The sequence below is a fragment of the Hyalangium sp. genome, from assembly GCF_045802625.1.
In the GTDB taxonomy this organism is placed as follows: domain Bacteria; phylum Myxococcota; class Myxococcia; order Myxococcales; family Myxococcaceae; genus Hyalangium.
The window spans coordinates 53,830-65,687 of the sequence record NZ_JBJMQP010000234.1 but is presented as its reverse complement, the minus strand read 5'-3'; the positions used below and the strand labels follow the sequence as shown (position 1 = coordinate 65,687).

At 69.3% G+C, this 11,858-nt stretch carries 10 protein-coding genes; 8 read left to right on the top strand and 2 right to left on the bottom strand.

Translation table 11 applies throughout. The features are described from left to right. Positions 1–17 precede the first annotated feature (17 nt). Positions 18–509, bottom strand: a complete 492-nt coding sequence (locus tag ACJ8AT_RS36440) for a hypothetical protein (protein WP_407742579.1) — start codon at positions 507–509, stop codon at positions 18–20. Positions 510–764: 255 nt separating this feature from the next. Here ACJ8AT_RS36440 and clpB point away from each other — a divergent pair, with 255 nt between their 5' ends. The 4 genes from clpB (at position 765) to ACJ8AT_RS36420 (ending at position 6,866) form a co-directional block, all read left to right on the top strand. After that, on the top strand, positions 765–3,395 hold the full coding sequence (clpB, locus tag ACJ8AT_RS36435; RefSeq protein ID WP_407742578.1) for an ATP-dependent chaperone ClpB: 2,631 nt from the start codon (positions 765–767) through the stop codon (positions 3,393–3,395). Between the two features lie 159 nt (positions 3,396–3,554). Further along, complete coding sequence (locus ACJ8AT_RS36430; RefSeq protein WP_407742577.1) at positions 3,555–4,868, top strand: hypothetical protein; 1,314 nt, start codon at positions 3,555–3,557, stop codon at positions 4,866–4,868. Between the two features lie 313 nt (positions 4,869–5,181). Beyond that, a complete protein-coding gene (locus tag ACJ8AT_RS36425) occupies positions 5,182–6,399 on the top strand; it encodes a DUF2380 domain-containing protein (protein WP_407742576.1) in 1,218 nt (405 codons plus the stop codon). After that, entirely contained in the window at positions 6,396–6,866 is a 471-nt protein-coding gene (locus ACJ8AT_RS36420; protein ID WP_407742575.1) for an NUDIX hydrolase, read from the top strand. Before ACJ8AT_RS36425 ends, ACJ8AT_RS36420 begins: the two co-directional genes overlap by 4 nt. Positions 6,867–6,915: 49 nt before the next feature. On the opposite strand, the gene ACJ8AT_RS36415 is transcribed toward ACJ8AT_RS36420, so the two are convergent. Continuing rightward, positions 6,916–7,359 carry an arginine repressor gene (locus ACJ8AT_RS36415; protein WP_407742574.1) on the bottom strand — a complete coding sequence of 148 codons (444 nt, stop codon included), beginning with the start codon at positions 7,357–7,359 and terminating at the stop codon, positions 6,916–6,918. A gap of 193 nt (positions 7,360–7,552) precedes the next feature. Between ACJ8AT_RS36415 and ACJ8AT_RS36410 the strand changes: the two genes are divergently transcribed. Genes ACJ8AT_RS36410 through argH form a run of 4 tightly spaced genes read left to right on the top strand, consistent with a single transcriptional unit; the run spans position 7,553 to position 11,833 of the window. Next, positions 7,553–8,557, top strand: a complete 1,005-nt coding sequence (locus tag ACJ8AT_RS36410; RefSeq protein WP_407742573.1) for an N-acetylornithine carbamoyltransferase — start codon at positions 7,553–7,555, stop codon at positions 8,555–8,557. A gap of 18 nt (positions 8,558–8,575) precedes the next feature. Further along, entirely contained in the window at positions 8,576–9,424 is an 849-nt protein-coding gene (locus ACJ8AT_RS36405; RefSeq protein WP_407742572.1) for an acetylglutamate kinase, read from the top strand. Then, positions 9,421–10,491 carry a M20/M25/M40 family metallo-hydrolase gene (locus tag ACJ8AT_RS36400; protein ID WP_407742571.1) on the top strand — a complete coding sequence of 357 codons (1,071 nt, stop codon included), beginning with the start codon at positions 9,421–9,423 and terminating at the stop codon, positions 10,489–10,491. The genes ACJ8AT_RS36405 and ACJ8AT_RS36400 overlap by 4 nt, the downstream gene beginning before the upstream one ends. Continuing rightward, on the top strand, positions 10,484–11,833 hold the full coding sequence (argH, locus tag ACJ8AT_RS36395) for an argininosuccinate lyase (protein ID WP_407742570.1): 1,350 nt from the start codon (positions 10,484–10,486) through the stop codon (positions 11,831–11,833). Before ACJ8AT_RS36400 ends, argH begins: the two co-directional genes overlap by 8 nt. Positions 11,834–11,858 lie beyond the last annotated feature (25 nt).

Below are 11,858 nucleotides of genomic sequence, written 5' to 3'. Positions count from 1 at the left end.
CGCTCCGCTGCAGGGCCTCAGGCCGCGTCCGGTGTGATTCGGGAGAGCTGCGGGCTGGGCAGCAGCACGTCCAGCCGCTCCTCCGCGTCCGCCCCGTCCAGCGGCAGCACCATGTTCGGCACCGCTCGCGGCATCCCCAGCAGATCCTCTCGCGTCAGCCCGAACACGTAGGCCAGGTGCCCCATGGGCCAGCGCGCTCGCAGCCGCGTGAAGGCCGCATCGTCCAGTTCCTCCTCGCCGGACAGCTCCACGTCCGCGTACAGCACCTCGTCGCCGCCCACGCGGTGGCCATTGCCGTAGGCGATGACCTGCTCGCCCTCCGCGGGATCGAAGACGTAGGCGTGGACCGTGGCGTTCGCCGCCCGTGAGAGCAGGCGAGGCAGCGCATGGTGCTCGGCGTACCAGCCCGCGGCCAGCCGCGCCGCGGGGGTCGGGCCCACGAAGGCCAGCCGGATCACCTTCCGCCGCCGGATCACCGAGACGTGCAAGCCCGGCAGGAGACCGGACACTCCGTCCTGCGCCAGCGCCTCGCGCGCCAGCCGGACGAGCTCCAGCCCCCGAAATGTCTCGAGCCGTATGAGGTAACCGCCATGCGCTTCCAGTGGACTTCCCCCCGAAAAGGCGCGCGGCGTATAACTGGCCCTTTGCCTTCTGGCAACTGCTGAACCCAGAAAGTCCAGAGATTCCTAGCGGCTCGAAGTATTCCGTGGATTTTGTAAGCGGCCTTTCTTGCCAAGGGGGGTTCGGCCCTTACGTTGAGCCGTATGAGACTCGACAAGTTCACTGTGAAGGCGCAGGAAGCGATCCAAGAGGGTCAAGCCCTGGCGCGTCGGGCGGACAATCCCAACTACGAGCCCGAGCACCTCGCCTCGGCGCTGCTGAACCAGAAGGACGGCATCGTGGAGCCGATCCTCCGGAAGATCGGAGCGGATCCGAAGCTGTTCGCCGGGCGGCTCGGCGAGGCCCTTCAGAAGCTTCCTCGCATGCAGGGCGGCGAGAGCGCCATGCTCAGCCAGCGCTTGCTGAAGACCTTCGACAAGGCCGAGGACGAGGCCAAGGGGCTCAAGGATGAGTTCGTCTCCTCCGAGCACCTGCTGCTGGCGCTCACCCATGACAAGGCCGCCGTCGGCGAAGTCATGAAGGCCTCGGGAGTGACGCGCGACCGCGTGCTGTCCGGCATCAAGGACGTGCGCGGCTCGGCCCGCGTCACCAGCCAGGACGCGGAGAACACCTACCGCGCGCTGGAGAAGTATGGGCGGGATCTGACCGATGCGGCCCGGGCCGGGAAGCTGGATCCGGTCATCGGCCGCGACGAGGAGATCCGCCGCTGCATCCAGGTCCTCAGCCGGCGCACCAAGAACAACCCGGTGCTCATCGGCGAGCCCGGCGTGGGCAAGACGGCCATCGTCGAGGGCCTGGCGCGGCGCATCATCGATGGCGACGTACCCGAGAGCCTGAAGAACAAGCGGCTGATCACCTTGGATCTGGGCGCCATGGTGGCCGGCGCCAAGTACCGCGGCGAGTTCGAGGAGCGCCTCAAGGCCGTCCTCAAGGAGGTGTCCGACTCCGCGGGCGAGGTGATCCTGTTCATCGACGAGCTGCACACCGTCGTCGGCGCGGGCAAGGCCGAGGGCTCGATGGACGCGGGCAACATGCTCAAGCCGGCGCTGGCGCGCGGCGAGCTGCACTGCATCGGCGCCACCACGCTGGACGAGTACCGCAAGCACATCGAGAAGGACGCGGCCCTGGAGCGGCGCTTCCAGCCGGTGATGGTGGGCGAGCCCTCCGTGCACGACACCATCAGCATCCTGCGCGGCCTCAAGGAGCGCTACGAGGTGCACCACGGCGTACGCATCCAGGACAACGCCCTGGTCGCCGCCGCCACCCTCTCCCACCGCTACATCGCCGACCGGTTCCTGCCGGACAAGGCGATTGACCTGGTGGACGAGGCCTCCAGCCGCCTGCGCATCGAGATCGACTCGATGCCCACGGAGATTGATGACGTGCGGCGGAAGATGACCCAGCTCGAGATCGAGCGCGAGGGCCTCAAGAAGGAGACGGATGCGCACTCGGTGGAGCGCCTGGGCCAGATCGAGAAGGAACTGGCCGAGCTCAAGGAGCGCTTCACCTCGCTCAAGGCGCACTGGGACGCGGAGAAGGCGGCCATCACTGGCATCCGCGGGCTGAAGGAGAAGCTCGAGAAGGCCAGGAACGACCAGGCCGCGGCCGAGCGCACGGGCGACCTGAACAAGGCTGCGGAGCTGAAGTTCGGCGTCCTCCCCTCGCTGGAGAAGGAGCTCAAGGCGCAGAACGAGAAGCTGGCCGAGCTGCAGAAGAGCCAGAAGTTCCTCAAGGAGGAGGTGGACGCCGAGGACATCGCCGAGGTGGTCGCCAAGTGGACCCACATCCCCGTCTCCAGGCTCATGGAGGCCGAGGTCCAGAAGCTGGTGCACATGGAGGACCGGCTGGCTCAGCGGGTGATTGGCCAGCGGGACGCCATCGTGGCGGTGTCCAACGCCGTGCGCCGCGCGCGCAGCGGGTTGCAGGATCCGAACCGGCCCATCGGCTCGTTCATCTTCCTGGGCCCCACCGGCGTGGGCAAGACGGAGACCGCCAAGGCGCTGGCCGAGTTCCTCTTCGATGACGACAGCGCGATGATCCGCATCGACATGTCCGAGTACATGGAGAAGCACTCCGTGGCGCGGCTGGTCGGCGCGCCTCCGGGCTACGTCGGCTACGACGAGGGCGGTCAGCTCACCGAGGCCGTCCGGCGGCGGCCCTACTCGGTCATCCTGTTCGATGAGATCGAGAAGGCTCACCACGACGTCTTCAACATCCTGCTGCAGATCCTCGACGAGGGCCGGCTCACGGACAGCCAGGGCCGCACGGTGGACTTCAAGAACACGGTGCTGATCCTCACCTCCAACATCGGCTCTCAGGCGCTTCAGGAGGGCATGGCGGGCAAGGAGACGCTGGACGAGCGCACGCGCAGCGAGGTGATGGACGCGCTGCGCGGCCACTTCCGGCCGGAGTTCCTCAACCGCGTGGACGAGATCGTCATCTTCGAGCCGCTCAAGAAGAGCGACATCCACCGGATCGTCGACATCCAGCTGGGACGGCTCCAGAAGCTGCTCACCGACAAGCGGCTCTCGCTGGAGCTCACGGACAAGGCCCGGGACTTCCTGGCGGATCGCGGGTACGACCCGACGTACGGCGCTCGTCCGCTGAAGCGGTCCATCCAGAAGTACCTGATGGACCCGCTGGCGCTGAAGGTGCTCAACGGCGACTTCCTGCCGGGCGACACCATCCAGGCGGACGCCGGTCCGGATGGGCTCACCTTCGGCAAGGTGGTGGTGGACAACACCCGCGCCGACAAGGCTCGGAAGACGGCGTAGGCCCGCCGGCTCATCGAGAAGTCACAGCGCCCCATCCCTCCTCCGAGGGGTGGGGCTTTTTCGTTTCGCGAGCTACGAATATCAGTCAGGTGTTCTGGCGTTTCAGGGCCTGTCAGGGTGGAGGGCTATAGACGGGAGGCTCCTAGTTCCGGAGGTCCCATGACGCCCGCGCTGCTGCTGCTGCTGCTGGCACAGGCCGAAGGTTCGGGCGTGCCATCCCAGGCTGAGCCCGCTCGTTTCTCAGCCGCGAGGTGTCACTCCCTGACGCGCGGAGAAGCTACCACGCTGGCCCTGCTGCCCCGAGGTGGCCTCGGCACTCAAGAAGGCTTCGTGCAGGTGGAGCCTACGCTCGTCGTGGATTGCGGTGAGGAGTTCGGCCTCAACGTGGGCGCGCCGGTGCGGCTGCGGCTGTGGGGTGGAGAGCCCGGAACGGGACTCGTGCGGCGGGAGGACTGGGACAGCCTCTCGGATTGGGGCCAGCTTGTGCGCGGGCTCAAGTTGGGCTCTGACGACTCACCCGTGGGCGTGTGGTTGGGCGCCCTGGAGGGCTACAGCCTGCTCTCCGGGCACCTCGTGCGGGGCTACTCCAACCGCTTCAACCCGGACTACCATCCGGCAGGCGCCTTCCTCACCGGCACGCTGGGCCCCCTTTACACGGAGATGTTCACCTCGGACGTGTTGGGTGCGCGCCTCGTGGGAGCGGAAGTGGCGCTAGACGTGCAGCACGTCCTCTTCGGCCGACCCCAGCAACGCGGGAGCTATACGCTGGCGCTCTCCGCTGTGCATGACTGGGGCCGAGCCGGGGGAAGGGCCCCCATGCTGACGCTGGCGCACCTGGACACCACGGCGGTGCTGGTGGTGCGCCCGGACTTCGAGATGCACTTGGTGGCCGGCGGGGGAGGACGCCCGGGAGAGAGCGGCGCTTGGGGCGCGGTGGTGGGCGCGGGCGCCGATGCGGTGACGCCCACGCTGGATATGATGCTGCGGCTGGAGGTGCGGCGGCAGCACGGGGGCTTCCGCCAGGGCTTCGTTGGCCCAGACTACGAGCTGGCACGTCTCCGAGTGGCGGGACCTGATGACGTGCCGCTGGCGGACGCGCCCTTCCCGGATGGCTTCTCCGTCTACGGCGAGGTGGTGATGGGCTGGGATGCCGTGCGGGACGTCGGGCTGCAGCGGCACCTGCAACTCTCGCTAAGCGCTGAGGCCTTCACCTGGGGCCGCTTCGACGTGGACGGGAGCGTGGCGGTGCAGCTTCTGCATCGCAACGTCGAGGTGGCCTTGAAAGGGTTGGCGGTGGGCCTGCGGCTGCCTGGGGCGCGGTACCTAGGTGTCGCCGAGGTGCGTTGGCACTTCCTCGCGGGAAGGCTGTACGCGCTGAGCACAGGCGGTACGTTGCTCTACCCGGAGGTGGACGGGACGCTGCGCCCGGGGGCGTTCGCCTCCTTCGGCCTGGGGGTGGACGATGCGCGCTGACTCCCCGCTGCCTCGATGGAAGGGGCTGCTGGCCTGCTGCCTGCTGGCGACGGGCTGCGTGTCGCTGACGCCACCGCCTGGTCGGGGGATGAACCCGAGCTACACGCCGCCTGTGGCTGACGCACCCGCGTTGGCGCAGCGGCTAGAGCCCGAAGGGCCGCAGCGGCTGCACCGTCGCAGGCGCCTCCGTGAGACCGTGACGCGGGTGAGCCCTGGGCGCACGGTGGAAGATGTTGGGGGAACAGTCGCCCGTGACGTCTCGGCGGATGAGCGGCAGAGCACCACCGGGACACGTCAAGCGGTTCTGGGTGCCATGAAAGACGTGAAGAACTCCACGGGCGCTCTGGCCGACGCGCTCTCCAAGCTCGCGACCCGTCCACCGGGCCTGGGCAATCGGGGCTTGAGCGGCATCAACGGCGCGTTCACCGGTTACCTTGGCTATGGCTTCAACCAGTTGCCATGGCTTCTCGGCGCGCTTGGTAGCACCAACACTCTGACGGAGGCGGCCTCGGAAGTTGATGACTCCGGCATGGAGCTGGCTCTGCTGCGCATGAGCGGCCCCCGACTCCAGGCGGCCATGTCCGGCGCCCAGCTGCTCGCCGTCTGGGTCGACTTCCTCGATCTCTCCGATGTCGTGCTCCGACAGTGCCCCGCCTATAGCGTCGAGAAGCTCATGGTGGACATGCACCGCGTGCAGGGGATGGTGGAGCCTTCCATGGAAGCACTCGCCTCGGCGGACCCCGAGAGGGTGGAGGCAGCGGCCATCGCACTTCCCGAGTTGATGGGCCAGCTCACCCGCGAGTTCCAGTCCATTCGTGAGGGAGCGCGCGTAGCCATGGAGCGCGCCGGTCAAGCCATGGCGGTAGCGCAGCTCGTCGAGATGCTCACCATGGTATCGGCGATGAAGCTGACGCTGCCACGACTGCCTCCGGCCGCTCCCGCCATGCTCGGCGTGGGGCTTGTCGTCAACTCCAACGGCGTGATGATGGGCTCGCAGCTTGTCGTTTCGGCTGAGTGGGTGGAGATGATGCGCCGACTCGTGCAGGCAGGCGTCCTCTCCGTCTCAGCCGTCAGCGCCGCTGTCCGAATTCACGCCGGGGTGATGATGGCGCAGGCGAACGGAGACCTGCCCAAGGGCGTGCGCGAGGCGCTGGGCAATGGGCCCGAGGTGCGCGGCATGCACGAAACCGGTAGAGCGGGAGCGGGCATGAGCGAGCCACCACAGCATCACGTCCTGCCGCGCGAGTTCCGCGAGTGGTTCGAGAAGCGCGGCTTCACGGGCGACATGGACATCGACCAGTTCTGCGTCCGGATGGAACGAGCGAGCCACGAGGCGATTCATGGCGGCGGCGACTGGAAGCTGGGGCGCACATGGCCGGGGGAATGGAACCGGATGATCATGGAGGCGCTGCAGGACGCCGAGTCCAAGGCCGGCCGTATGCTGACGCGGAACGAGATCCTGAAGAACGTCGCGAAGCGTATGAGGGACTATCAGATCCCGATGAAGTTCATCCCGTGGAGAGGAACATGAGCGACGGGCGTGCTTGGCAGGGCAACATAAAGGCGCGCCTGTATGAGCGGGCGCGCGAGCGTGGCTACGCTTCGCTCACCGCCTTCGCTGAGGCGCGCCCTACCGTCCCCTTGTATTTGCTGGCCGAGGAACTCGGCAAGGACGACGTTGCCGCCGTGCAGGTATTGAGCGGGTTGCTCGCTGAGGCCGAGCAGCGTAAACAAGTCACGCGCTTTGTGCGCGACGTGCTTGTGCGCGAGCTATCCGAGAGTCTCCCCAACGGCTGGCCAACCGTGCTGGATGATGCAAACCGTGGAGAAGTTGCCATGGCGCTCGGCACGTGGACTGCCTACACCCCAACAACCCATAAAGAGCGTGTCAGGAGGGCCGGCGATGTGCTCCTCGCCAGTCCGCCACCGCCCGGCTGGCGCCCGCTCGGGCCCGACGACGAGTTGCTGCTCACGCTCCTGCCCGACGAGGAGGCCTGACCGGCAACGGCGGCCCCGCGAGCCGAACCGGGGGGTTGATGAGCGCCTCTCAGGGCACCATCCGCAGCACGCGCTCCACCTGGCTGCGCACCTGCGCCAGCAGCGACGGATCCCTCACCGCGATGAACAGCGTGTCATCTCCCGCCACGGTGCCCGCCACGCCCGAGATCTCCGGCGAGCGATCCACCATCACCCCCACCACCTGCGCGTAGCCCGGCGCCGTCTTCAGCACGAGCATGTTCGGAGGCGCCACCAGCACCTGCACGGCCTGCGTGGGCTCGGGCGCCCCGGGCTCGACGCGCTGGTAGCGCCCGTTCACCTTCTGGATCGACAGGCGCTTGAGGTGCCGCGAGAGCGTGGACTGGCTGGGCTTATGGCCCTCCGCCGCCAGCAGCTTCTGCAGCACCGCCTGATCGGTGATCTCGTTCGCCTCCAACAGACGGCGGATGGCCTCGTCCAGCTCCTGCTCCACGCCCATGCGAATACCATGCACGACGCGTGCATATGCATGCAATAGCACTCCCCGTGTGGGCTGAAAATCCCGCAAAATTCAATCGGACCTGGGGTCTTGCGCTGCGTGTCGAAATGAATATTATGCGCCGCCTCTGCAGGGCCATGCATATCTATTCATGGATATGCACTCCCCCGATGGCCCTGCTCTTTCGTCCCGCGAGGTCCCCACACCCATGAGGCATCTCACCCGCATCCAGGATCTCGGCCCCCAAGGCGTGGAGACGATCCTCGCGCAGGCAGCCGCCTGGAAACGCCAGTCCCCCGGCCCTGTCTTCCAGAACCGGCTGCTCGGCATGGTCTTCTTCAACCCGTCGCTGCGCACGCGCACCTCGTTCGAGGCCGTCATGCTGCGCTCGGGCGGGCACGCCATCGTCCTGGATGTGGGCAACGGCGTGTGGAAGCTCGAGGACCGCGTGGGCGCGGTGATGAACGGCGACCGGGCCGAGCACATCAAGGAGGCGGCGCCGGTGCTGTCGCGCTTCGTGGACATGCTCGGGGTGCGCGCGTTCTCGGGCGGCGGGGGTGACGAGGAGGACGAGCAGGACTCGGTCATCAACGCCTTCCGGCGCCACACCACCGTGCCGCTGGTGAGCATGGAGTCCGCGCGCGAGCACCCCTGCCAGGGCCTGGCGGACGTGCTCACGCTCCGGGAGAGCTTCGGCTCCACGAAGAAGCTGCCGGTGACGCTGACGTGGGCGCCGCACATCAAGCCGCTGCCCAAGGCGGTGCCCAACTCGTTCCTGCTCACCGCGGCGGCCGCGGGCTGCGAGGTGCGGGTGGCGCACCCGCCGGGCTTCGAGCTGCACCCCCAGGTGCGCGCCGAGGCCGAGGCCTACGCCAAGGCCACCGGCGGCAGCGTCACCTATACCCATGATCAGCAGGAGGCGCTGGAGGGCAGCCGCGCCGTATACGCCAAGGCGTGGGGCCCCGCCACCCGCCTGGGGCATGCGCCGGGGGATGTGGCCGCGCTGCTGGCCTCGTACTCGAGCTGGATGCCCACCCGGCGCGCCATGTCCCAGGCCGCCAAGGACGCCATCTTCCTGCACTGCCTGCCGGTGCGCCGCAACGTCGAAGTGGCTGACGACGTGCTGGATCACCCCTCCAGCCGCGTGATCGACACGGCGGAGAACCGCTTCCACGTCCAGCGCTCCATCCTCCAGTGGCTCCTGGCCGCCTGACACCTTCCGAGGTCTCCCTTGCCCTTCTCTCCTGATCCCTACGCGGCGCTCCGGTCCGCCGCGCGCTATGTCCGGCAGTTCCGCCGGAAGACCTTCGTGCTGCTGGTGGACGGCCCCGTGCTCGGGGATGCGCGGCTGCGGCGCGCGGCCTGCGAGCAGATCGCCCTGCTGTGGACCTTCTCCATCCAGCCCGTGGTGGTGCACGGCGCCGGCCCGGAGCTGGACACCCCCTTTGATGCCATGTCCGCCAAGGTCCGCATGGATCTGCTCGCGGATCTCCAGGCCGCGGGCGTGCCGTGCGTGGGCTTGAGCGGCGTGGACGCGGGCCTGCTCCGGGCCCGGCGGCGCCCCGGCGAGGGCGGCTCGGAGCCTTCCTGGGAGGCGAACCGGCCGGGCAACTACGGCCCTGTGGGCGACATCGAGTCCGTGGACACGCGCCTGCTCCAGCACCTGCGCACCGGGGATTATGTGCCCGTGGTGGCTCCGCTGGCGGGTGATCCATCGGGCGCCGTCTACAACGCCAGCGCGGACACGGTGGCCGCCTCCGTGGCGGTGGCGCTCGGCGCCGAGAAGCTCTTCTTCCTGCTGCCCACGCCGGGGCTGCTGCGGCGGCCGGAGGAGCCCACCTCGCTCGTCCCGCAGGCCACGCTGACGGATCTGGCGGCGCTGGAGCAGGAGGGGCAGATGTCGCCCGCGCTGCTGTCCAAGGTGCATGCCATCCGCTCCGCCCTGGTGGGCGGCGTGGCCAGCGTGCACCTGGTGAGCGGCGTGCAGCCGAACGCGCTCCTGGAGGAGGTCTTCACCAACGAGGGCAGCGGCACCATGGTGGTGCGGGAAGCGGCTCGGATGCCCGGGATCAAGGCGTGACTCCGGCTGCCCTGCTCGAGGCCCTGGTGGCCACCCCGAGCGTCTCCGGTCAGGAGGGACGCATCGCCGATCAGGTGGCTTCCTGGGTCGAGAGCTGGGGCGCACGCGTGCAGCGCCAGGGGTCCAACCTCTGGTTCACCGTGGGCAGCGGTCCTCGGAGACTGCTCGTCAACTCGCACCTGGACACGGTCCCCCCGTGCGCTGGGTGGACGCTGGAGCCCCAGGTTCCGGTGTGGCGCGAGGGCAAGCTGTACGGGCTGGGCAGCAATGACGCCAAGGGCTGTGTCGCCGCCATGTTGCTGGCGGCGCGAGGGCTGATCCAGAACCCCCAGGCGCTGGAGGGCCGGGGCGAGCTCGTCTTCGCCTTCACCGCCGAGGAGGAGACGGGCGGCAAGGGGTTGGGCACGGTGCTGCCGGCGCTCGGGGCCCTGGACGCGGCCGTGGTGGGTGAGCCGACCGGGCTGAAGCCCTGCACCGCCCAGCGCGGGATGCTCCTGCTGCGCTGCGTGGCGCATGGGCGCTCGGCGCACGTGGCGCATGCGCTCGCCGCCGAGGCCCAGAACGCCATCCACCTGGCGGCGCAGGACATCTCCACCCTGGCCGAGCTGCGCTTCCCCGCTCACCCGCTGCTGGGCGAGGCGCGGGCGCAGGTGACGCAGATCCAGGGGGGGCTGGCACGCAACCAGGTGCCGGATCGCTGCGAGTTCTTCGTGGACCTCCGGACCACGCCGGGCATGGACCACGAGGCGGTGGCCCGGCAGCTCTCCGGAGTCCTCCACAGCGAGGTGATCGTCCACTCCGCGCGCTACCTGCCAAAGTCCACGGCGTCCAGCGAGCCCATTGTCCGGGCGGCGGTGGCGGCCTCGGAGGGCACGGCGCCGGTGGGCTCGAGCACGGCGTCCGACTGGGCCTTCCTGGGCAACGTGCCCGCGGTGAAGGTGGGCCCCGGCGACACGCTGCGCTCGCACAAGCCGGACGAGTACCTCGCGCTCGGGGAGCTGGAGGCGGGCGTGGCCTTCTACCAGCGGCTGATCCGCGGCTACTTCGAGGAGGCGGCCCGTGGCTGACACCCTCTGGTCGAAGGGCCTGCCGCTGGACTCGGCCATCCACCGCTTCACCGTCGGGGATGATCCCTGGGTGGACCTCGCGCTGGCGCCGCATGACGCGCTCGGGAGCGCGGCGCACGCGCGGATGCTGGCCCACGTGGGGCTGCTGCCCGAGGCGGACATGCGGAAGCTGGTGGCCGCCCTGCGCGCGCTGCATGACGAGGCACGCGTGGGGGCCTTCACCATCCGGCCGGAGCAGGAGGACGGGCACACCGCGCTGGAGGCGGCGCTGGTGGAGCGCGTGGGCGAGCCCGGCCGGCGCATCCACCTGGGGCGCTCTCGGAACGATCAGGTCCAGCTGGCCCTGCGGCTGATGCTGCGCGAGGAGGTGCTGGTGCTCGGCGCCCGCACGGCGGAGCTGGCCGGGGCCTTCCTGGACTTCGCGCAGGCTCACGCCACCGTGGCGATGCCCGGCTACACGCACATGCGCCGCGCCATGCCGAGCACCTTCGGCATGTGGGGCGCCGCCTTCGCCGAGGGACTGCTGGAGGAGCTGGAGGCCCTGCGCGGCTTGTGGGCCCGGCTGGACCGCAGTCCCCTGGGCGCGGCGGCGGGCTTCGGCGTGCCGCTGCCGATCGATCGCCAGTACGTGGCCACCCTGCTCGGCTTCTCCCGAGTGCAGCGCAGCCCCATCGACGTGCAGAACAGCCGGGGCCGCTACGAGACGGCGGCGCTCGCGTGGGCCAACTCCGTGGCGGGTGGCCTGGAGAAATGGCTGTGGGACGTGTCCCTCTTCAGCACCGAGGAGTTCGGCTTCCTCTCGCTGCCGGAGGCCTTCACCACCGGCTCGTCCATCATGCCGCAGAAGAAGAACCCGGACGTGGTGGAGCTGGCGCGCGCCCGCTGCCGGGAGCTGCGCGGACTGGCTCGGCAGGTGGAGGAGGTGGCCGGGGGACTGCCCTCCAGCTACCACCGGGACTTCCAGCTCCTCAAGCGCCCCACCCTCGCCGCCCTGGGCTCCCTGCGCGAGCTGCTGGACGTGCTCACCCGCCTCGTCCCCGCGCTGCAGATCCGCGCCGAGGCCGCCGCCCGCGCCAGCGATGACACGCTGTACGCGGCCCACCAGGCCTACGTGCTCGCCGGGCGCGGAATGCCCTTCCGCGACGCGTACCGTGAGGTGGCCCGCCAGCTCGGCGATGGCACCTTCAAGCCGGACCGCGCCGCGCTGACGGCCACCCACCTGGGAGGCGCCGGCAACCTGGCGCTGGATCAGGCCCGCGCCGAGCTGGCCACCGCCCGCTCCTGGCTCACCGAGACCCACCGCGCGCTCGCCGCCTGTGCCGAGCGCATTTGGCAACCCTGACTCACGCAGCAGCCGCAGAAGGACT